23 protein-coding genes are annotated in these 20,524 nt (G+C 70.6%); 15 read left to right on the top strand and 8 right to left on the bottom strand.

Translation table 11 applies throughout. The annotated features are described in order from the left end of the window. Positions 1-107: 107 nt before the first annotated feature. On the bottom strand, positions 108-281 hold the full coding sequence (locus SSMG_RS45935; protein ID WP_009072844.1) for a hypothetical protein: 174 nt from the start codon (positions 279-281) through the stop codon (positions 108-110). A 46-nt stretch (positions 282-327) separates the two neighbouring features. On the opposite strand from SSMG_RS45935, the gene SSMG_RS03505 reads away from it, so the two are divergent. The 8 genes from SSMG_RS03505 to SSMG_RS45205 all read left to right on the top strand — a co-directional run bounded on the left by SSMG_RS03505 (position 328) and on the right by SSMG_RS45205 (position 5,035). Beyond that, complete coding sequence (locus SSMG_RS03505; RefSeq protein ID WP_037712421.1) at positions 328-1,077, top strand: N-acetyltransferase; 750 nt, start codon at positions 328-330, stop codon at positions 1,075-1,077. Then, complete coding sequence (gene cofD, locus SSMG_RS03500; RefSeq protein WP_009072843.1) at positions 1,074-2,066, top strand: 2-phospho-L-lactate transferase; 993 nt, start codon at positions 1,074-1,076, stop codon at positions 2,064-2,066. The genes SSMG_RS03505 and cofD overlap by 4 nt, the downstream gene beginning before the upstream one ends. Continuing rightward, positions 2,059-3,396, top strand: a complete 1,338-nt coding sequence (locus tag SSMG_RS03495; protein ID WP_037712419.1) for a coenzyme F420-0:L-glutamate ligase — start codon at positions 2,059-2,061, stop codon at positions 3,394-3,396. The genes cofD and SSMG_RS03495 overlap by 8 nt, the downstream gene beginning before the upstream one ends. Further along, positions 3,393-3,920, top strand: coding sequence for an NUDIX hydrolase (locus SSMG_RS03490; protein ID WP_037712417.1), 528 nt, complete (start codon positions 3,393-3,395; stop codon positions 3,918-3,920). Before SSMG_RS03495 ends, SSMG_RS03490 begins: the two co-directional genes overlap by 4 nt. Before the next feature lie 9 nt (positions 3,921-3,929). Further along, positions 3,930-4,076 (top strand): LPXTG cell wall anchor domain-containing protein, encoded by a 147-nt coding sequence (locus tag SSMG_RS43160; RefSeq protein ID WP_078560688.1) that lies wholly within the window; start codon positions 3,930-3,932, stop codon positions 4,074-4,076. Continuing rightward, positions 4,073-4,426 carry a GntR family transcriptional regulator gene (locus SSMG_RS03485; protein ID WP_009072837.1) on the top strand — a complete coding sequence of 118 codons (354 nt, stop codon included), beginning with the start codon at positions 4,073-4,075 and terminating at the stop codon, positions 4,424-4,426. The genes SSMG_RS43160 and SSMG_RS03485 overlap by 4 nt, the downstream gene beginning before the upstream one ends. 55 nt (positions 4,427-4,481) lie before the next feature. Then, positions 4,482-4,781 (top strand): hypothetical protein, encoded by a 300-nt coding sequence (locus SSMG_RS03480; protein ID WP_009072835.1) that lies wholly within the window; start codon positions 4,482-4,484, stop codon positions 4,779-4,781. Positions 4,782-4,849: 68 nt separating this feature from the next. Beyond that, the gene (locus tag SSMG_RS45205; RefSeq protein WP_009072833.1) at positions 4,850-5,035 is read left to right on the top strand and encodes a hypothetical protein; all 186 of its coding nucleotides are present in this window, start codon (positions 4,850-4,852) and stop codon (positions 5,033-5,035) included. 1 nt (position 5,036) lies between these two features. Here the strand turns inward: SSMG_RS45205 and SSMG_RS03475 are convergent, their stop codons facing one another. Beyond that, positions 5,037-5,930 (bottom strand): DNA-3-methyladenine glycosylase, encoded by an 894-nt coding sequence (locus SSMG_RS03475; RefSeq protein ID WP_037712415.1) that lies wholly within the window; start codon positions 5,928-5,930, stop codon positions 5,037-5,039. Continuing rightward, positions 5,930-7,009, bottom strand: coding sequence for a sugar phosphate nucleotidyltransferase (locus SSMG_RS03470; protein WP_009072830.1), 1,080 nt, complete (start codon positions 7,007-7,009; stop codon positions 5,930-5,932). Before SSMG_RS03470 ends, SSMG_RS03475 begins: the two co-directional genes overlap by 1 nt. Before the next feature lie 140 nt (positions 7,010-7,149). Between SSMG_RS03470 and SSMG_RS03465 the strand changes: the two genes are divergently transcribed. Beyond that, the gene (locus SSMG_RS03465; protein WP_009072828.1) at positions 7,150-7,629 is read left to right on the top strand and encodes a hypothetical protein; all 480 of its coding nucleotides are present in this window, start codon (positions 7,150-7,152) and stop codon (positions 7,627-7,629) included. Positions 7,630-7,720: 91 nt separating this feature from the next. On the opposite strand, the gene SSMG_RS03460 is transcribed toward SSMG_RS03465, so the two are convergent. Together SSMG_RS03460 and SSMG_RS03455 are read right to left on the bottom strand one after the other, a co-directional pair. Further along, on the bottom strand, positions 7,721-8,584 hold the full coding sequence (locus SSMG_RS03460) for a glycosyltransferase family 2 protein (protein ID WP_199785785.1): 864 nt from the start codon (positions 8,582-8,584) through the stop codon (positions 7,721-7,723). Positions 8,585-8,654: 70 nt separating this feature from the next. Continuing rightward, entirely contained in the window at positions 8,655-9,290 is a 636-nt protein-coding gene (locus SSMG_RS03455; protein WP_009072824.1) for a TetR/AcrR family transcriptional regulator, read from the bottom strand. 134 nt (positions 9,291-9,424) lie between these two features. On the opposite strand from SSMG_RS03455, the gene SSMG_RS03450 reads away from it, so the two are divergent. Both SSMG_RS03450 and SSMG_RS03445 read left to right on the top strand, forming a co-directional pair. Continuing rightward, entirely contained in the window at positions 9,425-10,024 is a 600-nt protein-coding gene (locus tag SSMG_RS03450; protein ID WP_009072823.1) for an SRPBCC family protein, read from the top strand. 131 nt (positions 10,025-10,155) lie between these two features. After that, positions 10,156-11,130 (top strand): amidohydrolase family protein, encoded by a 975-nt coding sequence (locus tag SSMG_RS03445; RefSeq protein WP_009072821.1) that lies wholly within the window; start codon positions 10,156-10,158, stop codon positions 11,128-11,130. On the opposite strand, the gene SSMG_RS03440 is transcribed toward SSMG_RS03445, so the two are convergent. After that, entirely contained in the window at positions 11,127-12,275 is a 1,149-nt protein-coding gene (locus SSMG_RS03440; protein ID WP_286156929.1) for a glycosyltransferase family 1 protein, read from the bottom strand. The genes SSMG_RS03445 and SSMG_RS03440 overlap by 4 nt on opposite strands. Positions 12,276-12,997: 722 nt before the next feature. Further along, positions 12,998-14,083 (bottom strand): glycosyltransferase family 1 protein, encoded by a 1,086-nt coding sequence (locus SSMG_RS03435; protein WP_009072819.1) that lies wholly within the window; start codon positions 14,081-14,083, stop codon positions 12,998-13,000. Between the two features lie 18 nt (positions 14,084-14,101). Between SSMG_RS03435 and SSMG_RS03430 the strand changes: the two genes are divergently transcribed. From SSMG_RS03430 to SSMG_RS03415, 4 genes are all read left to right on the top strand, one after another. Beyond that, the gene (locus SSMG_RS03430; RefSeq protein ID WP_009072818.1) at positions 14,102-15,031 is read left to right on the top strand and encodes a glycosyltransferase family 2 protein; all 930 of its coding nucleotides are present in this window, start codon (positions 14,102-14,104) and stop codon (positions 15,029-15,031) included. Positions 15,032-15,068: 37 nt separating this feature from the next. Further along, on the top strand, positions 15,069-17,576 hold the full coding sequence (locus tag SSMG_RS03425; protein ID WP_286157021.1) for a glycosyltransferase: 2,508 nt from the start codon (positions 15,069-15,071) through the stop codon (positions 17,574-17,576). Further along, on the top strand, positions 17,569-18,654 hold the full coding sequence (locus tag SSMG_RS03420) for a glycosyltransferase family 1 protein (protein ID WP_009072814.1): 1,086 nt from the start codon (positions 17,569-17,571) through the stop codon (positions 18,652-18,654). The genes SSMG_RS03425 and SSMG_RS03420 overlap by 8 nt, the downstream gene beginning before the upstream one ends. 138 nt (positions 18,655-18,792) lie before the next feature. Further along, positions 18,793-19,548, top strand: a complete 756-nt coding sequence (locus SSMG_RS03415; protein ID WP_158687984.1) for a CPBP family intramembrane glutamic endopeptidase — start codon at positions 18,793-18,795, stop codon at positions 19,546-19,548. Between the two features lie 91 nt (positions 19,549-19,639). Here the strand turns inward: SSMG_RS03415 and rfbD are convergent, their stop codons facing one another. After that, complete coding sequence (gene rfbD / locus SSMG_RS03410; protein ID WP_009072810.1) at positions 19,640-20,524, bottom strand: dTDP-4-dehydrorhamnose reductase; 885 nt, start codon at positions 20,522-20,524, stop codon at positions 19,640-19,642.

Here is a 20,524-nt window from a genome sequence, read left to right as displayed (position 1 = left end):
CTTCTCCTGCTGGGCCGGTCGGTGCGGACATTACGCGCTTCCCTGGCCCCCGGTGGTGGTTAGGCGACCCTTATCCCACCCCTGGAAACGGGGCGGATCCGCGCCGCTCAGCGCTCCCGGCGACGCGGTTTCGGCGCGTTCCGGGCATCGCCGGTAATCGTGAACGCGGGTCCGGCGGGCTTGCCGTCCTCGCGTTTCTCTTCGAGAGTCCGCTTGAACCCGTCGGCGATCTCGTCGACAAGCTCGTCGTTGTGCCGGTCGTCCTTGCGCGCGTAGCTCATGGGTTCTCCTGCGGAACGGGACAGCTCTCTCCGTCACAATCTAACCGTGAACTCCCGGGAAAAGCTCGAAATCGTGTGCGCGAAAGCGTGGCCGGCGGTGGTCGAGGAGCCGCTCGGAGAATGGACTTTGCGCTGGGCGGACGGCTTCACCGGGCGCGCGAACAGCGCACTCGCGGTCGGCGACCCCGGCCGTCCGGTCCCGGACGCGCTCGCCGCCGTATGTGACTTCGCCCACGCCCGCGGCATTCCGCCCGCGGTTCAGGTGCTGGAAGACAGCGAACTGGAGCGCGAAGTGGCCGCCGCGGGCTGGCGCGAGCAGGTCGAGCACGCCGCCGGGCACCGGGTGTCGGTGCTGACCGGTCCGCTGCCGTCCGGGCCTTCGCCGGACGCCGAGGTGCTCGACCAGGCGACGCCGGAATGGTGGGAATTGGCCGTGGACACTTCCGCGCCGAGTTCCGCCCAGCGGCACGTCGTGACCACCGGAAAGGTCGGCTACGGCGTCGTGCTGGCCGACGGGACGACCGCGGGGGCGGTGCGCGGCGCGGTCGTGGACGACTGGCTGCACGTCGCCCGGCTCGCGGTCGCGCCGGAGTTTCGCCGCCGCGGCCTGGCCACCACGGTGCTGCGCGCGCTCGCCGATTGGGGCCGCGCGCACGGCGCCGGCAAGTGGGTCCTGCAGGTGGCGGTGGGCAACGCCGGCGCGCTCGCGTTGTATTCCGCGCTGGGCTGTTCGGAGCACCACAGGTACCGGTACTGGGGCCCGGCACCGCGGACGTGCGAGGATCGCCAGTCGTGAAGATCGTCGTACTGGTTGGCGGGGTGGGCGGCGCCCGCTTCCTGCTCGGGGTCAAGACCGCACTCGGACTTCCCGCGATCGGCGCGGGAGAGTCCCCGCACGAAATCACCGCGCTGGTGAACACCGGCGACGACGTGTGGATGCACGGCCTGCGCATCTGCCCGGATCTCGACACCTGCATGTACACCCTCGGCGGCGGGATCGACACCGAACGCGGCTGGGGCCACGCGGGCGAGACCTGGACGGTCAAGGAGGAACTCGCCGCCTACGGCGCGGAGCCGACCTGGTTCGGGCTCGGCGACAAGGACATCGCGACGCACCTGATCCGGTCGCGGATGCTGCGCGCGGGCTATCCGCTGTCCCAGGTCACCGAGGCGCTGTGCGACCGCTGGCAGCCCGGCGTCCGGCTGCTGCCGATGTCGGACGACCGGGTCGAAACGCACGTCGTGATCGACGATCCGGAGAACCCGGAACAGCAGAAGGCCGTGCACTTCCAGGAGTGGTGGGTGCGGTACCGGGCCGGCGTGCCCGCGCATTCGATCGTCGCGGTCGGCAACGACGAGGCCAAACCCGGTCCGGGCGTGCTCGAAGCGCTGGCCGCGGCGGACGTCGTCCTGTTCGCGCCGTCGAACCCGGTCGTGTCGGTCGGCACGACGCTCGGGGTGCCCGGCGTGCGCGACGCGCTGCGGAAGTCTCGCGCGAAGGTCGTCGGGGTGTCGCCGATCATCGGCGGGAAAGCGTTGCGCGGCATGGCCGACGCGTGTCTCACCGCGATCGGCGTGGAGACCTCCGCGGAGGCGGTCGGCCGCCACTACGGCGCGCGTTCGGAAGGCGGCGTGCTCGACGGCTGGCTCGTCGCGCCGGAGGATCACGAGGTCACGGTGCCCGGCGTGGACGTGCGCGCGGTGCCGCTGCTGATGTCCGATGTGGACGCGACGGCGGACATGGTCCGCGCGGCGCTCGACGTGGCGGGGGTTTCCAGTGTCTGATCACGCTTCCCAGAAAATCGAGATCCTGCCGGTCCCCGGGCTTCCGGAGTTCCGTCCCGGCGACGACCTGACCGGCGCGATCGTGTCCGCCGCGCCGTGGCTGCGCTCTGGTGACGTCGTCGTGGTGACCAGCAAGGCGTTTTCGAAAATCGAGGGCAGGCTCGTGCGCGTGCCGAGCGACCCCGAGGAGCGCGACGCGGCCCGGCGCAAGCTGATCGAGGAAGAATCGGTGCGGGTGGTCGCCCGGATCGCGCGCACGATGATCACCGAGAACCAGCTGGGCATCGTCCAAGCCGCGGCCGGGATCGACGCGTCGAACGTGCGCGGCGACGAGGTAGCGCTGCTGCCCGCCGACCCGGACGCGTCGGCTTTGGCTCTGCGCAACGGTTTGCGGGAGCGGCTGGGCGTCGAGGTGGCCGTGGTCGTCACCGACACGATGGGCCGGGCCTGGCGGGTCGGCCAGACGGACGCCGCGATCGGCGCGTCCGGCCTGCGCGTGCTGCACGGGTACGCCGGACAGGTCGATTCGCAGGGAAACGAGCTGGCGGTCACGGAAATCGCGATCGCGGACGAGATCGCCGCCGCGGCGGATCTGGTGAAGGGCAAGCTCGGCGGGCTGCCGGTCGCGGTCGTGCGCGGCCTGGAGATCCACGACGACGGCTCCACCGCGCGGGATCTGATCCGCCCGATCGAAACCGACCTGTTTCGCTTGGGCACCAACGAATCCATCGCGCAGGGCCGCCGGGAAGCCGTGCCGCACCGGCGTTCCGTCCGGCAGTTCAGCGACGAGCCCGTCGACCCCGAGGCCCTGCGCCGCGCGGTCGCGTCCGCGCTCACCGCGCCCGCGCCGCACCACACGCACCCCGTGCGGTTCATCTGGCTGCGCGACGAAGGCCTGCGCCGCAAACTCCTCGACGCGATGCGCGCGTCCTGGGAAGCCGATCTGACCAGCGACGGCTTCACCCCCGAGCAGATCGCGAAACGCCTTTCCCGCGGCGACATTCTTTATCGGGCACCGGAACTGGTCATCCCGTTCCTGCTGCCCGAAGGCGCGCACATCTACCGCGACGACCGGCGAAACCGGCACGAGCGCACCATGTTCACCGTCGCCGCCGGCGCGGCCGTGCAGGGCCTGCTGGTCGCGCTGGCCGCCGAAGACCTGGGTTCGTGCTGGATCGGCTCGACCATCTTCGCCGCCGACCTGGTCCGGTCCACTTTGGATCTGGACGAGCAGTGGCATCCGCTCGGCGCGGTCGCGATCGGGCACCCGGCCGAGCCCGCTCCCCCGCGCGGACCGCTTTCCACCGGCGATTGGCTGATCGAACGATGACCCTGCACGAGTCCGCCGTCGCCGCGCTGACCGAGTGGAAACCGGAGTCCGCGGCGCAAGAGTCGCTGCGGCAAGCGTTTCTCGGCTTCCTGGCGGCGCGGCCGGACACCTGCCAGCGCTCCTGCGAGGCCGGGCACCTGACCGCGTCCGCGGTGGTCCTCGATTCGACCGGCACGCAGGTCCTGCTGACCCTGCACCCGCGCGTCGGCCGGTGGCTGCAACTCGGCGGGCACTGCGAACCGTCCGACGCGTCGCTGTCCGAAGCCGCGCTGCGCGAGGCGACCGAGGAGTCCGGCATGAGCGGCCTGGTGATCGGCGAAACGCCCGTGCACCTGGACGTCCACCCGATCACCTGCTCGCTCGGCGTCCCGACCCGGCATTTCGACGTCCGGTACGTGGTCCACGCGCCGCCCGGCGCGGAACCCGTGCGCAGCGAGGAATCCGACGACCTGCGCTGGTGGCCGGTCGACGCGCTGCCCGCGGGATCGGAAGATCTGGCCGAACTGATCGCGGCGGCCCGTTAACCTGGTCGCATGGACCTGGCGCGACCGCACCTGCACCCGGGCGACACCGGCGCGGCCATCAGCGGATGGGTGGTGCTGATCGGCTTCGCGGTGGCGTTCGCGCTGCTGGCGCTGGGCATTGTGGTGAGCGTTCGAAAGAAACGGCGGCAACGATGAGCATCACCTACGACCCGGCTTCCTCCGTTCCGCCGTTCGAACAGGTCCGGACGTCGCTGGCGAACCAGATCAACGACGGCACCCTGGCCGTCGGCACCAAACTCCCGACGGTGCGCGGACTGGCCGCGCAACTGGGCATCGCACCGAACACGGTCGCGCGTGCTTATCGAGAACTCGAGGAAGCCGGTCTGCTGGAAACCCGAGGCAGAGCAGGCACTTTCGTCGGCGCGACCGGCGACGAAACGCTGTCCCGAGCCCAAGCCGCCGCGGCGACGTACGCCGAGGTGATCCGGGGTCTGGGCCTGTCGCCCGAACAAGGCGTGGCGATCGCGGAGGCTGCCCTGCGCTGAAGGCGGCGAGGAATTAGCATCTGGTTTCGTCCGTGCCCGACCCGAGGGGAACCTCATGCTGAAATTCGTCCTGCCGGGCGCGCTGATCCTGCTGCTGGTGGTCATCCTGGTCCTGAAATTCACGATGGGACGGCCGAAGCAGCCGCCACAGGCCGGTCCGGGGCAGCATCCGGGGCAGCCTCCCTACGGCCAGCCTCCGTACGGGCAGCAGCCGCAGGGCCAGTACCCGCCGCAGCAGTTCCCGCCGCAAGGCCAGTACCCGCCGCAGGGGCAGTACCCGCCGCAGCCGGGCCAGCAGCAGTATCCGCCGCAGCCCGGGCAGCAGTACCCGCCGCAGCAGCCCCCGCAAGGCTGACGCGTTTCACCGCGCCTCCCCGCCTGCGCGGACTACGATGAGGTCTCGTTCAGGGGGAGGGTTTCACTGTGGCGTTGCAGCCTTGGCATCTCATGGTTCTGCTGCTGGCAGCGGGCCTGGTGGTCGCGATCGTCGTCGCCGTGCGGGCTTCGGCCAAGCGGAAACAGGGACCGCCGCCGGGTTATTTCCCGCCGCAGCCGGGCCAGCAGCAGTACCCGCCGCGGCACCCGCAGAACCCGTACCCGCCGCGCTGATTCACATCGCCCGGTAATCCCGCAGCTCGATCCGCGGCCCGAACCGGGGCCGTCGAGCCCCGGCCGCTCCGAGGTACCGGATCGCCCGCTGCCGTTGTGGCGCGTACGGCGCGAGCACCTCCGCCATCTCCTCGTCGTCGATCTTCCGCCCGAGCAGCGTGTGCCCGACCACCGCCGGGATGTTGTAGTCGCCGAAGCTGACCGCGTCCGGGTCGCCCCACGCGCGCTGGGCGATCTCCGCCGCCGTCCACACGCCGATGCCGCGCACCTTCCGCAGCCACGCGCGTCCCTCGACCCCGCGCAGTCGCACCGCTTCTTCCAGCCGCGGGGCCACGCGAGCCGCCTCGATCAAGGCCGCGCGGCGCTTCACGTCCACGCCGATCCGGTGCCAGTTCCAGTCCACAATGGACCGAATGGCGACCGGATCCGGCGGCACGCGCAGGAAGTCCGGGCCCGGGCCGGGGGCGCGCGTGCCGAACCACCGGCACAGCTCCGCCCACGACCGGATCGCTTCCTTGCCGCTCACCTTCTGTTCGAGGATCGCCAGCACCAGCGCGTCCCACACCCGCCCGGTCGACCCGAGCCGCAGCCCGGGAGTGTCTCGGCGGGCCGCGGCGATCACGTCGTGGTGCGCGACGAATCCGGTGTCGTCATCGTCCGCGCCGAGCAGCGCGGGCACGCCGTCGAGCAGGAAATCCGCGCCCTCGCCCCAGGCCTCGGCCTCGACGACCCCGTCCGGCCGGTGCAGCAGCGCCAGCGTCCCCTTGCCGCCGGGCGTGTTCGCGGCCAGCCACCAGACGCCCCGGTCGCGCCGGAAGTTCAGGGACCCGCGCCCACGGCTCAGCGGACCCAGCACCTCAGCCAGGTCCACCGGAAACCCCGGACGCCACTCCATCACGCGTCGCTCGAAAACCGGATGCCGCCGTCCGGCACCTCGACGCCGGGCCAGATCCGCACGCCGTCGAGCAGTTCGCAGCGAGCCCCCACCGACGCGCCGTCGCCGAGCACCACGCCGCGCAGCACCGCGCCCTCGCCGACCCGCGCGCCGCGGCCCAGCACCGAATTCTCCACAATCGCGTCCGCGCCGATCACCGCGTCGTCGAACACGACCGAACCGGACACCGTCGCGTCCTTCCCGACGACGGCTCGCGCACCGATCGTCGTCCCGCCGGCGAGTTTCGCTCCGGGGAAAACGGAAGCTCCGTCCAGCGCGAGAAACTCGCCGGTCGGCCCGGCCAGCGCGGACGTCGGCGCGACCCCGCGAACCAGATCCGCGCTGCCGCGGACGAACGCCTCCGGGGTGCCGACGTCGAGCCAGTAGGAAGAATCGACAAATCCGTGCAGATGCGCGCCGTTTTCGAGAAGACCGGGGAACGTCTCGCGTTCCACCGACACGCGGCGCCCGGCCGGGATGGTCTCGATCACCGGACGGCGGAAGACGTAGCAGCCGGCGTTGATCTGGTCCGTCGGCGGGTTCGGCGTCTTCTCCAGGAAAGCGGTGACGCGCCCGGCGGAGTCGGTCGGCACCGAACCGAACCGGCTCGGGTCGGCGACGCGCTGAAGGTGCAGCGTCACGTCCGCGCCGGAGTCGAGGTGGGTGCGCAACTGGGCGTGCAGGTCGGCCCCGGAGAGGATGTCGCCGTTGAAGACGATCGCGTGGTCGGCGCGCAGCCGGTCGTAGACGTTGCGGATGGCGCCGCCGGTGTCGAGCGGCTCCTCCTCCACGACGTACTCGATCTCGAGGCCGTGCGCGGACCCGTCGCCGAAGTACTCCTCGAACACCTCGGCCCGGTACGACGTGCCGAGCACCACATGCCGGATCCCGGCCGCGCGGATGCGGGAGAACAGGTGGCTCAGGTAGGGCGTTCCCGCCGTCGGCAGCATCGGCTTCGGCGCGGACAGCGTGAGCGGGCGCAGCCGCGTGCCCTGGCCGCCGACCAGTACGACGGCGTCGACCTCGACCTCGGACGTCACAGAAATCTCCTTTGTATCACGCACCGCTGAGCGACAAGCCGCGGGAAACGTGGGCGGCGCGGGCCCCGAGGGCCTACCCTAGACAGGAAACAGGCGGGCCTTTCCCTAGAGGCCCCGGGTCAGTCGGGAGGCCGAGGGGAATGGACCCCCGCGATCGCGCGGACGCTCTGCTCGCACGCGCACGATCCCGCGGCGCCTTCGTGGTGACGCCGGACAACATGACGTCTCCGATGGATTCCTCCAGCACTCAGCAGATCTCCGCCTCGGTGGTCTCCGGGCTGGACCCCGACACGACGACGCAGCTGCCCGCGTCGCTGATCGAAGAGAACGACCATCCGCTGGCGGCCGGCACGCGCACCCAGCCGTCGCCGCATCCGCTGGCCCAGCCGACGCCGACGCGGCCGCTCGAACTCCCCGGCGCGCAGAACACCCTGCCGCAGCCGACGGTGCCGAACCCGGCCGGTCCGCAGAAGACGACGCCGCTGGTCCCGCGCCCGCAGGCAAAGCCGGTGGCGAGCCCGCTGAAGGACCCGGCCGAGGAGGAAATGACCGGCCTGGTCCCGACGGTCAAGCAGAACAGCGGACGGTCCAATCTGTCCCGGCGGCTCGACGGGCTGTGATCCGCGCGGGATCTTGACGACCGCACAGTGCTGCGGCCGTTGCGCATCCGGACGCCTCGCGGAGGCAGCCCGGACGTCCTTTGCGGACTCCTCAGCCCTTGCGGGTCTCCAGCTTCACCCGCACCGCCAGCCCGAGCTTCACCGCCGCCAGCACCGGCTTCCACAGCAGACCCTGGTGCCGGTCGGCGAGGTAGCGGTAGGCGCTCGCGTGATGGGCGCGCAGCATCTTCGCCGACGCGCGCGACGTCGAGTGGCCACCGATGTGCATCACGCTCGACGACGGGGCGTAGACGTTCTGCCAGCCCGCCTTCGCCAGCCGGTCGCCGAGGTCGACGTCCTCGAAGTACATGAAGTAGCGGGTGTCGAAGCCGCCGACGGAGTCGAACGCCTCGCGCCGGAAGAGCTGGCAGGAGCCGGAGAGCCAGCCGGACGTGCGCTCGGCCGGCGCGGCGTTCTCCTGGCGGTATTCGCGGGTCCACGGGTTGCCCGGCCAGATCTTGCCGAACACCGCGTGCCCGATCCCGCGCCCGAACGACGGCAGCAGCCGCGCGGACGGGTAGACGGTCCCGTCGAGGTCGTGGATCAGCGGACCGAACGCGGCCCCGCGCGGCCAGCGCTGGGCGACCTCGAGCAGCGCGTCGAGCGAGCCCGGCTCCCATTCGAGGTCCGGGTTGACCACGACGACCCAGCCGTAGCTGTCGTCGAGCGCCGCGACGCCGCGGTTGGCGGCCGTCCCGTAGCCGACGTTCTCGCCGATGCTGACGAGCGTCACGTTCTCGCGTTCGGCGGCCTTCTCCGGAGCGCCGTCGGTGGACGCGTTGTCGGCGACGACGACGTGCACCTCGCGGTCAGTCGCCTTGTCGAGCGTGTCGAGGAACTTCTCGAGCGTTTCGCCGGGGAAGTAGGTCACGGTCACGACGCCGACGCGGTCACCATACGTGCGCTGCTCAGTCACCGCGCCATTGTCCACTGCTCACGGACGGCTACGTCAGCCCACCGGGCCGGTCACCCGCAGTGAACCTCGGTCACGCCTGCAGTTCCGCCAGTTCGTCGTCGATCAGCAGGCCCGGGTCGAACTTCATCCCGGTGAAATGCCCGGCCAGCTCGAGCGAAAGCACCCCGTGCAGCCGGGTCCAGAAGGACAGCGCGCGCCGCACCGCGCCGGTCCCGGCAGTGTCGCTCTCCACCCACTCGCGATGGGTTTCCAGGTGCACGTGGAAGGTGGTGGCCGACTTGGGTTCGCCCAGCGCCGAGTTCGCCTCGATCAGGACTTCCATGACCTCGTTGGAGATCGCCGTCGTGTCCGGCGGCGCGTGGTAGCCGGGCACTGGCGTGCCGTAGATGAGGAAGTAGCGCTGCGGATCGGTCTTGGCCCAGTCCCGGATGACGTGCGCGAGGGTCAGCAGGTCCGCGCCGGAATCCGCCGCCGCGCGGACGGTGTCGGCGAGGCTCCGGAAGGCGTCCCGGATCAGCGCGGTGATCAGCTCGTCCCGGCCGCGGTAGTACCGGTACAGCGCGGGCACGGTCATGCTCATTTGCTTGGCGATCGCGGTGAGCGACAGCGCGGGCAGCCCCGCTTCGGCGATCTGCTGCCGGGCGTGCTGCTTGATCTCCTCGCGCACCTGCGCGCGGTAGCGCTCCCGGGGTGCCTGTTCGGCCATCGGCTGGTTCCCTTCGTTCCTCTCCGGGCAGTGTAGTTAAGCCCCTTCACTCCCGCTATTGACGTTCACGTTCGCGGGCCGGTACGGTCGCCCTTGAAGTTAATACTATTAACTACAACTAATGGGGCTCACTTATGCCGAACCTGCGCGCTGCACTGTTGGCCGTTCCGCTCGCCGCCGGGCTGCTCGGTGCCGCACCCGCCCAAGCCGACACCGCGAATTCCCTTGCCTGCCAAGGAAAAGGCATTGACCCGACAGCTCAGCTGCACCACCGCGCGGAAACCTTCGTCAAGGCCCCGCTGAGCACTGTGTGGCGACTGCACACCCGCGTCGAAGGCTGGCCGCACTGGCAGAAGCCGGTGACGAGCATGAAGCGCCTCGACCCGGGTCAGTTGCGTCCCGGTTCGCGATTCCGCTGGACCACGCCCGCTCCGGCCACGCCGTCGACCCCGGCTACCACGCTGGTCATCACGTCGACCGTGCACCAGATCGAGCCCGGCCAGTGCGTCCGATGGTCCGGTCCGGCGATCGGGCAGGGCCTGCGGATCGACCGGGGAACCCACGTGTGGAACTTCGTCCCGGTGCGCGGCGGGGTCGTCGTCCGCACCGAGGAAAGCTGGACCGGCCAGCAGATCGAGGCCGACCCGGCCACCACGCTCAAGTACCTGGCCCCGGGGCTGGACCTCTGGCTCGCCGATCTCAAGACCGCCGCCGAAGCCCGCTGTCAGCACTGAATCCCTGGAGAATCGTCATGTCCGCTTCTCTCGCCGCACGGTAACCGCATTCTTCGTCGCGAGCGGAGTCGCGGTCGCAATAGCCCACCAGGTACGCGTAATCTCGAAAGCACAGCCGTAAAAGGGGGCCGATGAAAACCGTCGCCATCGAAGAGCACTGGACCACTCCCGGCATCGACCGGATGCTGCGCACCGAATCCGGCGACCCGAGCATCGCGCACAACGACCGGGGCGATCTCTCCGAGCGGCTGCTCGACATCGGCGACCAGCGCGTCGCGTGGATGGACGAGGCGGGCATCGATGTCCAAATCCTTTCGATCGCGCCGCCGGGAACGCACGGATGCCCGGCCCCGCAAGGCATCGAGCTGAGCCGCGAGGCGAACGACCTCGTCAGCGAGGCCGTCGCGAAGCACCCCGAGCGGTTCCGGGCCATGACGACGTTGCCGATGTCCGATCCGGACGCGGCGGTCGCCGAACTGCACCGGACCGCGAAGGATCCAGCGCACGTCGGGATCATGTCGTACGGGCGCAGCGGCGATCGCCTCCTCGACGATCCGGCGTACGACGAGTTGCTCGGCGCGGCCGCGGCGCTCGGCCGGCCGGTTTTCGTCCACCCGCAGATCCCGGTGGAGTCAGTCCGCCAGGCCTCTTACCGCGGCTTCAGCCCGGAGCTTGACCTCGGACTCGCCACGTACGGCCTTGGCTGGCATTACGAGGCCGGGCTCGCGGTCATCCGGCTGATCCTGCGCGGCGCCTTCGACCGCCACCCGGACCTGCAGGTCGTGCTCGGCCACTGGGGCGAGGTCGTCCTGTTCGCGCTGGACCGCATCGACAGCCTCTCGCATACGGCCACGCATCTCGAACGTCGCGTCTCCGAGTATTTCCGCACCAATATCCACCTGGCGACCAGCGGAATGCTCGTCCCGCGAATGCTGCGCAACGCACTCGAATACACCACCGCCGATCGGATCCTGCTGTCCGGCGATTATCCATTCCACCGGGTCCAGGCCGCGGCAATCGCGGAATTCCTGGAGCAATTGCCGGACGAAGAAGACCGGGAAAAGATCGCGCACGCCAACGCGGAAGCCCTTTACGGTCTCCGTTAACGGTTGCGCAACTGCTGGTACCAGGCTTTTCCGTAAGCCTCGCGATGCCGGTCCGCCGTGGTCGTCCACGAGAATTCCTTGGCGCGCCGCTGCGCCGCGGAAGCGAGCACTGAACGACGCGACGGATCGGCCAGCAGCTCCGTCAACGCCGCGGCGACATCGCCCGCCCCGACGCCGCAGTACGCGACCGCGTCGCCGCCGACCTCCGGCAGCGAAAGGCGGCGCGTGGTCAGTACCGCGGCACCGCAGGCCATCGCCTCGAGAACCGGCAGCCCGAAGCCTTCTCCGAGGCTCGGGTACGCCACGAGTTCCGCGCCGCCGAGGAAGCCGGCGAGCTTCCCGAACGGCAGATAACCCGCGCGAATCACCCGAAGCCGGTGCGGCACCGCATCCAGCGCACGCTCGACCTGCGTGTCCCAGCCAGGCTGACCGGCGAGCACGAGCGCCGGCGCGTCCCGCTGCCCGGCGACCGCGCGCGCGTAACCGCGGATCAGCGCGGGCACGTTCTTGCGAGGTTCGAGCGCCCCGAGGAACGCGATGTACGGCGTCGCCCCGAGCCCGACCGCCTTCCGCGCCGCCGCGATCTCCTCCGGCGACGGCGGATGGAATCGTTCGCTGTCGACGCCATGGTGGATGATCTCCAACTCCGCGTGCCGCACCGGGCTCACGCGCGCCAGCTCTACCGCTGTCGCGTGACTGGGGACTACGCAGAGTGTGGCCCGGCGCAGCGCGGTGGCGGTCCACGCGCGGAAGAACCGGGCCTTGACCGACGAGTGCAGGACCGCGTCGGTGAAGAACGTCGCGTCGTGCAGCGTGACCACCGAAGCGGCCGGGCTGGCGAGCGGCATCGTGTAGTGCGGCGAGTGCACGACGTCGGCGGCGAGCCGGCGCACGAGCCGCGGCAGAGTGGCTTGTTCCCAGGTCAGCCGGGCGGTGCGCGTCGAGGTCGCGGGCGACGCGGCGACGATCCGGGAACTGGGCGCGAGCTGGTCGTACAACGGCAGGTCGCGCGGCTGGCAGACCACCGTCAGCCGAGCCCCGTCCTGGTCGAGCGCGCCGACGAGCGAATCCACGTACCGGCCGACCCCGCCCCGATCCGCGGGCACCGCGGTCGCGTCGATCAGCACACGGGGATCACCGGTCACGAGTGCAGCGTACGGCGATCACCCACCGCACAGGTCACGAACCGGCAAACTGCCGCCGACTCCCGGCGCCAGCACCCTCGCCCACCTGCGCTCACCCGTCTGGGTTCACCCGTCCGTGTTACCGCAGTCGCACCATGAACCCGGCGCTCGGTGCCCGACGCGTCAGCGTCAGCTTGCCACAAGAACGTCCGCGGCCGCTCGTGCTCGCCGCCTCGTCCCTCCCCCATCGTCGCCCGGGACCGCCAGCCCGACCGACGCTGAGGCCTCGCCCAAACCGGCACGCCCCGAGCCTCGGCCGACCCCGCCGCCAAAGCCCCTGCCGCCTCCTCCGGACCCAGACCACCGCCAGCCCGCCCGCGGATGCGCCTCGCGGCTGCCAGGTGCACGCCGCTCCTGGCCCAGCCCCCGACAGTTCCGCCGCCTCGCCCGGCCCCCCGCACCACGCCGGACCGCCGACCAGCCGTCAGCTCACCCGCCGATGCGCCGCCCACACCGCCTCCGCGGCCGCCAGGTGCACGCCGCTCCCGACCCAGCCCCGACAATTCCGCCGCCGCACCCGGCCCCCCGCACCACACCGGACCGCCGACCAGCCGTCAGCTCACCCGCCGATGCGCCGCCCACACCGCCTCCGCGGCCGCCAGGTGCACGCCGCTCCCGGCCCAGCCCCGACAATTCCGCCGCCGCACCCGGCCCCCGCACCACGCCGGACCGCCGACCAGCCGTCAGCTCACCCGCCGATGCGCCGCCCACACCGCCTCCGCGGCCGCCCGCCACGTGAACGTCCGCGCCCGCTCGCGCCCCAGCTTCGACAGTTCCGCCGCCTTGTCCGGCGACAGCAGCACCTCTTTCAACGCCCGCGCCAGCGCGTCCACGTCCCCGCGCGGCGCCACCAGTCCCGCGCCGCCGGCGACCTCCACCAGGGCCGGGACGTCCGTGTGCACCACCGGCACCCCGATCGCCATCGCTTCCAGCAGCGGCAGCCCGAAGCCCTCGGCAAGGCTCGGCATCGCCAGCACGCTCGCGCCGCGCATCGCCGTCGCCAGTTGTGCGTCGGTCACTTTTCCCAGCACCCGCACCGATTTCAGGCCGCGGTCGGCCGCGAGCCGCACCGGGTCGATGCCGCCCCAGCCGGGCTGGCCCGCCAGCACCAGGCCGACGTCGCCGACCTCGTCCGTGCCGTCGAGCTGCGCCACCGCGTCGACCAGCACGTCCATGCCCTTGCGCGGTTCGATCGTCCCGACCGCCAGCACGTACCGCGACGGCAGGTCCAGCTGAGCGGACCCCTCCGGCACGGTCACCCCGTGCGGCACGACCCGCACCGGAACGTCCACGTCCAGCAGCACCGCCAGCTCGTCGGCGACCGCCCGCGTCGGCACGATCAGCCCGGACGACCGCCGCGCCGCCCGCGCGATCATCGACCGGTGCCAGCTGACGCCGCGCGCGGTCAGGGTCTCCGGATGCGTCCACGGCACCGTGTCATGCACCGTGACGGTCAGCGTTCGCCCAGCCGGGGCACGGGGCGGTGCGAACGGGGTCGGCGCGTGCACCGCGTCACCGCCCGGCCACCAGCGCAGGCCGAGCTGCCACAGCGCGACCAGCGCTCTCGGCGGCAGCGGCAGCACCCGCGGGCCCTCGACCCCTTCGATCTGGGCCGCGGACACGTCCGCGTGCCGCGCGACCACGCTGGACACGGTCCAGCCGGGCGGCGCGGTGCGGGCGAGCGCGGGCAGCAGTTCGGCGGTGTACCGGCCGGTGCCACCCGGAACGGGGGCGAGCAGTTGCTCGGCGATCACGACCAGTTCGGGCACGCCGCTATTCTCTCCCAGGTGACCAGCGCGGAATCCGGCACCACCGTCGTCGTGGTGACCTGGCGGGGGGCAGCCCACCTCGCCGCGTGCCTCGACGCGCTCGCCGCCCAGGACCGTCCACATCGGACACTCGTGGTCGACAACGCCTCAACCGACGGCACCGCAACGGTTCTCGCCGCGCACCCCAGCCGTCCGGAGGTCCTCCGGCTGCGCCGCAACACCGGTTACGCCGGTGCGATGGCGCACGCACTTTCCCGGATCGAGACCGCGCGTGTCGCGTGGCTCAACGACGACGCCGCCCCCGAACCGGACTGGCTCGCCGTCCTCGAAGACACCCTCGAGGACCAGCCGCTCGCCGCCGCCGTCACGTCGCGGCTCGAACTGCCCGACGGCAGCACCCAGTCCACCGGCGTCCGGCTCACCGCCGACGGCCACGGTGCCGACCTCACCGAGCCCAGCGACGAGGTCTTCGGCTTCTGCGGCGGCGCCGCGCTGCTGCGCACCGAGGCCGTGCGCGCGGTCGGCGGGGTCCCGGCGAGCTTCTTCTGTTACTACGAAGACACCGACACCGCGTGGCGGCTGCGGCTCGCCGGATGGCACGTCGTCTCCGCGCCGAAAGCCCGCGTCCAGCACCTGCACGGAGCCAGCACGCACCCCGGTTCACCGCAATTTCACCGCTGGAACGAACGCAACCGTTTGCTCATGCTGCTGCGCTGCGCACCCGCGGCGATCGCAGTCCGCGAAATGGCCCGTTTCGCCGCGATCACCGTTTTGCTTCCGCTGCGCCGGCACCGTCCGGACGCGGCGAATTTCGACCCCGCGCTGCGGCTGCGGGTGCTGGCGGAGGTCGTCCTCCGGCTCCCGCGCACGCTGCGGGAACGGGGTCGCGTAACGCGGATCTCGGCGCTGGGCCGAGGCGCGATCTGGGATGCCTGGGCTGGCCTTTAAGCTGGGCGGAAATTCGACGGAGGAGCTCGTCTTGGCAGTGGGGGACCCGCAACCGCTCGTCTCGGTGATCGTGGTGAATTACCGCGGCGCCGACGACACCATCACCTGCCTGCGGGCGCTGCGGACCGACCTGGACTACGCGAATGTCGAGCTGATCTGCGTCGACAACGCGTCCGGCGGCGACGACGCGGCCCGCATCCGCGCCGCGGTACCCGACGTGCGGCTCATCGAATCGCCGGTCAACACCGGGTTCGCCGGCGGCTGCAACCTCGGCGCCCAGCACGCGAACGGCACCGTCCTCGGCTTCCTCAACAACGACGCGCGCCCGGCTCCGGCGTGGGTCTCCGCGGCCGTCGCCGAACTGCGCGCGCAGCCGACCGTCGCCGCGGTGGCGAGCAAGGTCCTCGACTGGGACGGCACCGGCACCGATTTCGTGGACGCGGGTCTGACCTGGTTCGGCATGGGCTACAAACGCCACGCGGGCAGCCCGCTCGCGGACGTGCCCGCGGCCGAGCACGACGTCGCCAAGGACGTCCTCTTCGGCACCGGCTCGGCGCTGTTCGTGCGCGCGTCGGTGTTCGCCGAACTCGGCGGTTTCGACGAACGCTTCTTCATGTTCTACGAGGACGTCGACCTCGGCTGGCGGCTCAACCTGCGCGGCTGGCGCGTCCGCTACGTGCCGGAATCGCTCACCTACCACCGCCACCACGGCACCATGGCCGCGGTCGACGCGCCGGACACCGGTCGCGAAACCTTCCTTTTAGAACGCAACGCACTGGCGGCGCTCTACAAAAACCTCTCCGACGAATCCCTGGCCCGCGCACTTCCGGCGGCACTCGCGCTGGCCGTCCGCCGCGCGACCGCCCGCGGCAACCTCAATCCGGACCAGCTGGACCTCGAAAAGGGCGTCGGCCCGGTCGACACCTCGGACATCCCGGTCCCGCGCACCACGCTCGCCGGAGTGCTGGCGGTCGACCGATTCGTCGAGATGATGCCCTCGCTGGCCGAATCCCGCGCAGTCGAGCAAGCCGCCCGCGTACGCACCGACGCCGACCTGCTTCCGTTGCTGCGCAAGGCACTTGAGCCCGCGTACCCGCTGCCGGACTACCTTCGCGCACACGAAATCCTCGTCGAAGCGTTCGGCATCAAGGACGTCTTCGGCCAGCGCCGCAAGATCCTCGTGCTGACCGGCGATTCGATCACCGAGCGGATGGCCGGCCCGGCGATCCGGGCGTGGAACATCGCCTCGACGCTGTCCGCCGAGCACGACGTGCACCTCATGACCACCAACCCGCTGGTCTCGCCCCCGCCCGCGGCCTTCCGGGTCAGCTCGGGCAAGCACCGCGACCTCGACGGCCCGATCGAATGGGCGGACGTCGTGATCCTGCAGGGGCATGTGCTGGAGCTGGCGCCGTCGCTGAAGAAGCAGCACGAGCACAAGATCGTGGTCGCCGACGTCTACGACCCGATGCACCTGGAGCTGCTGGAACAGGGCAAGGACGCCCCCGACGACCAGCGCGCGCTCGACCTGGCCGGCGTCACCCGGGTCCTGGACGCCCAGCTCGAACGCGCCGACTTCTTCCTCTGCGCCTCCGAACGCCAGCGCCACTTCTGGCTGGGCCACCTCGCCGCGCTCGGCCGCCTGTCCCCGCGGCTCTACGACGCCGACCCGACCACCCAGTCGCTCCTCGCGGTCGTCCCGTTCGGCCTCTCCCCGCAGGCCCCGACCCGCACCGGCCCCGGCCTGCGGTCCGCGCTGGGCATCGGCGAATCGGACCGCGTCGTCCTGTGGGCGGGCGGCGTCTACAGCTGGTTCGACCCGCTGACCCTGATCCGCGCCTTCGACCTGCTTCGCCACCGCCGCGACGACGCCCGTCTCGTGTTCCTCGGCATGAAGCACCCGAACCCCGAGGTCGCCGAAATGGACATCGGCGCCCGGACGATCCGGCTCGCGGATTCGCTGGGCCTCACCGACAAGCACGTCTTCTTCAACGAACAGTGGGTCCCGTATTCGGACCGGCAGAACTGGCTGCTCGACGCCGACTGCGGGGTCACCACGCACTACGAACACGTCGAGACCACTTTCGCTTTCCGCACCCGGGTCCTCGACTACCTGTGGGCCGGTTTGCCGATCGTGACCACGGACGGGGATGCGTTCGCCGACCTCGTCCGCGCGGAAGGCCTCGGCGTCGTGGTTCCCGCCGAAGACGCGGGCGCGCTGGCGGACGCGCTGGAAAAGTCCTTGTACGACAGGGAATTCGCCGACGCCTGCGTCGAACGGATCCGAGTAGTCGCGCAGCGGTACGCCTGGCCGGAAGCGCTGAAACCGCTGGTGGAGTTCTGTCGCAATCCGCGTCCCGCGGCCGACCGGCTGCCCGGCGGCGCGGACCTGACCGTCAGCGACCCAGTACGCGGCACCGCGCTGGTACGGCGCGATTTGGCTCTGGTACGGGAATATCTCGCCGCCGGCGGCCCGGGCGAGCTGGCACGGCGAGCTGCGGGACGGGTCACGAAGGTGGCGCGGGAGCGGTTGCGCCGTGGCTGACCGTCCGCTCCGCGTCCTGTTGGACGGCACTCCCCTGCTCGGTTCCCGGACTGGCATCGGCCGGTATACCGCCGCGTTGAGCGAAGAGCTGGCTTCACTGTCCGAAGTGGACCTTCGCGCGGTAGCGTTCACTTTGCGCGGCTGGCGAAAGCTTCGGCATGTCCTGCCACACGGAGTACAAGCGCGGGGAATGCCAGTCTCGGCAAGGCTTTTGCGCGCGACCTGGCTGCATACCCAGCTGCCGCCGGTCGAATTGTTCGCCGGGCCGACCGATGTAGTGCACGGCACGAACTTCGTCCTCCCCGGCCGCCTCCGCGCCGCCGGAGTCCTGACGATCCACGACCTGGCTTTCATCGACGCCCCGCAGGAACTGGCCCACTCCGACCGAACCCTTCCGGAACTGGTCCGCCGCGGCGCGCACCGAGCGAACGTCATCTGCACCCCGACCGAGGCGGTCGCGGATTCGGTCGCGGAAAAGCTGGATGTCGACCGGTCGAAAATCATCGCCACCCCGCTCGGGGTGAATCCCGCGTGGTTCACCGCCCGCCCGCCCGACGACGGGGTGCGGGCGAAACTGCGGCTGCCGGAGAAATACCTGCTGTTCGCCGGTGCCGCCGGACCGCGCAAGGGCTTGGACTGGCTGGCCGCCGCCCATGCGGCCGCCCCGGACCTGCCCCCGCTGGTCTTCGCGGGCCCTGGCCCGTTCCCGAGGCTGCCCCGGTCCGGACAGACCGGCTATCTGTCCGATGTGGACCTTCGCACGGTCGTAGCCGGAGCCGCCGCCCTGGTGCTCCCTTCCCGGGACGAAGGCTTCGGCCTGCCTGTCCTGGAAGCCATGGCGTCGGACGTCCCCGTCGTCTGCACCGATATCCCGGCCCTGCGCGAAGTAGCGGGAGACTGCGCCACGCTGGTCCCCTACGACGACGTAGACGGCCTCGCCGAAGCCCTGCGTCAAGCCGTCACCGACCCGCACGGCCTGGCGACGTCCACCGCCCGCAGAACCCACGCGGCGAGCTTCACCTGGCACAACACGGCGTTGCGCACGCTGGACGCCTACCGGCAGGCAACCGAGTCTTAGAGCCTGCGGGTAAGGGGTTCGGGCGGTTAGTTGCTGTGGCGGGCGAGTCACCGAGCAGAAACCACGTCGAAAACCGAACCCGAAGCCGATCAGGCCAGCACGTCACGCCCGCGAAAGATCCGGGCTAATATGCGCCTCATGCTGACCCGGTGGCTTGGCCACGTGCGCAGGCACCCCCTGGCTGGCGCCGTCGAGGTGGCGTTGTCCTGGGAGTTCGCGATAGTCGGCTCCGCTAAGCTGTTGCCTGTCTTGGATACAGCCTGGTTCCCCGGGCTGGGAAGCGTCGCGGTCAATCTGATCGCCACCGGCGTCATGCTGGTGATCCTGCGGTCCTGGGGCTGGCTGCGGCCCGCAGGGGTGACCGCTTGGGGACGATTCGCCCGTTGGCCGGTTGTGCTGCCGCTGTTCTTTGTCGCCGCGCTGTCGGCGCTGCCGGGCATCGAGGGCAGCGCAACGCAGCTCGTCACGGGCGCGGCGGTCATGCTTTGTGTCGGGATCAGCGAAGAGATTTCCAGCCGGGCACTGGTACTGGAGGTCGCCCGTCCGCTGGGCTTGCTGCGTGCGTCCGCGCTGACGGCGGTTCTGTTTGGTGCTGGGCATCTCAAGAACTACCTGTTTTTCGGAGCATCGCTGAACAACACGCTGTGGCAGATGCTATCGGCGGGACTGTTCGGGTTCTGCCTGTGCGCGGCTCGGCTGGCGATCGGCACGGTGTGGCCGCTGGTGCTGCTGCACGCCTTGTCGGACTACCTCCAGATCTATTCTCCGGGCAAAGACCCGGACTGGCTGTGGACCCTGAACGCCATTGTCAACCTCGGGCTCGGGGCAGCACTGCTGCGCTGGGCGCGGAACGCGCCGGCTGCCGAATCTGCGAGCACGGCAGCCGCGAACTGAAGATCGGCAGCCCTCGCAAGCTCCGGCAAGGGATCGCTCCGCACATCGGCACCCCCTTTACCAACAAGAATGCCGCTGGGGCATTCTCCGGTCAGCCGTGGAGATACGAGTTCAAGGCCGTCCGCCAATCCCGCAACGGAGTCAGTCCCGCCTCCCGCCAAGAAGCGTTGGAAAGCAACGAGTAAGCAGGACGAGCGGCCGGACGCGGGAATTCCTCAGTGGTGCACGGCTTGACCCGGTCCGGATCCGCGCCGATCTCCTCGAAAATGGCCCGGGCGAATCCGTACCACGAAGTCTCGCCGCCGCCGGTGCAGTGCAAAACCTTCCCCGCGGGCCCCTGCCCAGCGGCAATCGCCCCGGCAAGCTCCCAGAGCCCCCGAGCCAGATCAGCCGACCAGGTAGGCGCCCCGATCTGATCGTCCACCACGGAAAGCTGATCCCGCTCCGACTCCAGCCGCCGCATGGTCTCGACGAAATTGGCCCCGGTTTTCCCGTAAACCCAGCTGGTCCGCACCACCCAGGCCGACGCGCCCGACCCGAGTACCGCATCCTCCCCCGCGGCCTTGGTCCGCCCGTAAGCATTCTTCGGCCCCAGCGCGTCGTCCACTTCGTACGGCCGATCCCCGTCCCCCGGAAAAACATAATCCGTGGAGACATGAATCAACGGCACCCGCCGCGAAGTACAAGCCGCCGCCAACACGCGCGGCCCGTCGACATTCACCGCGAACGCCCGCGCCTCGTCCGTTTCCGCGGCATCAACCGCCGTATAAGCCGCGGCATTGATCACCACCGGCACCGCCCCAGCAGCCGCGGCCCGCTCCGCCAGCTCCCCGACCGCGGCGATCACCTGGCCCGCGGCCGTGATGTCCAGCTCCGCCGACGAAGGCGCGAGCACCTCCGTTTCCGGGCCCGCGGTATTCACCAGGTCCCGGCCGAGCTGACCGGAACCGCCGGGCACGAGCACTGCCAGCCGCAC

The sequence above is a fragment of the Streptomyces sp. AA4 genome (assembly GCF_000158875.1).
Taxonomy (GTDB): domain Bacteria; phylum Actinomycetota; class Actinomycetes; order Mycobacteriales; family Pseudonocardiaceae; genus Amycolatopsis.
The sequence above is the reverse complement of the archived record's forward strand: the minus strand, read 5'-3'. Positions and strand labels throughout refer to the sequence as shown.

Excerpts from the sequence above, each read along its gene's own strand:
- SSMG_RS45935 (WP_009072844.1), bottom strand. The coding sequence starts at position 281 with ATGAGCTACGCGCGCAAGGACGACCGGCACAACGACGAGCTTGTCGAC.
- SSMG_RS03490 (WP_037712417.1), top strand. The coding sequence starts at position 3,393 with ATGACCCTGCACGAGTCCGCCGTCGCCGCGCTGACCGAGTGGAAACCG.
- SSMG_RS43160 (WP_078560688.1), top strand. The coding sequence starts at position 3,930 with ATGGACCTGGCGCGACCGCACCTGCACCCGGGCGACACCGGCGCGGCC.
- SSMG_RS03485 (WP_009072837.1), top strand. The coding sequence starts at position 4,073 with ATGAGCATCACCTACGACCCGGCTTCCTCCGTTCCGCCGTTCGAACAG.
- SSMG_RS03480 (WP_009072835.1), top strand. The coding sequence starts at position 4,482 with ATGCTGAAATTCGTCCTGCCGGGCGCGCTGATCCTGCTGCTGGTGGTC.
- SSMG_RS03475 (WP_037712415.1), bottom strand. The coding sequence starts at position 5,930 with ATGGAGTGGCGTCCGGGGTTTCCGGTGGACCTGGCTGAGGTGCTGGGT.
- SSMG_RS03465 (WP_009072828.1), top strand. The coding sequence starts at position 7,150 with ATGGACCCCCGCGATCGCGCGGACGCTCTGCTCGCACGCGCACGATCC.
- SSMG_RS03455 (WP_009072824.1), bottom strand. The coding sequence starts at position 9,290 with ATGGCCGAACAGGCACCCCGGGAGCGCTACCGCGCGCAGGTGCGCGAG.
- SSMG_RS03450 (WP_009072823.1), top strand. The coding sequence starts at position 9,425 with ATGCCGAACCTGCGCGCTGCACTGTTGGCCGTTCCGCTCGCCGCCGGG.
- SSMG_RS03445 (WP_009072821.1), top strand. The coding sequence starts at position 10,156 with ATGAAAACCGTCGCCATCGAAGAGCACTGGACCACTCCCGGCATCGAC.
- SSMG_RS03415 (WP_158687984.1), top strand. The coding sequence starts at position 18,793 with ATGCTGACCCGGTGGCTTGGCCACGTGCGCAGGCACCCCCTGGCTGGC.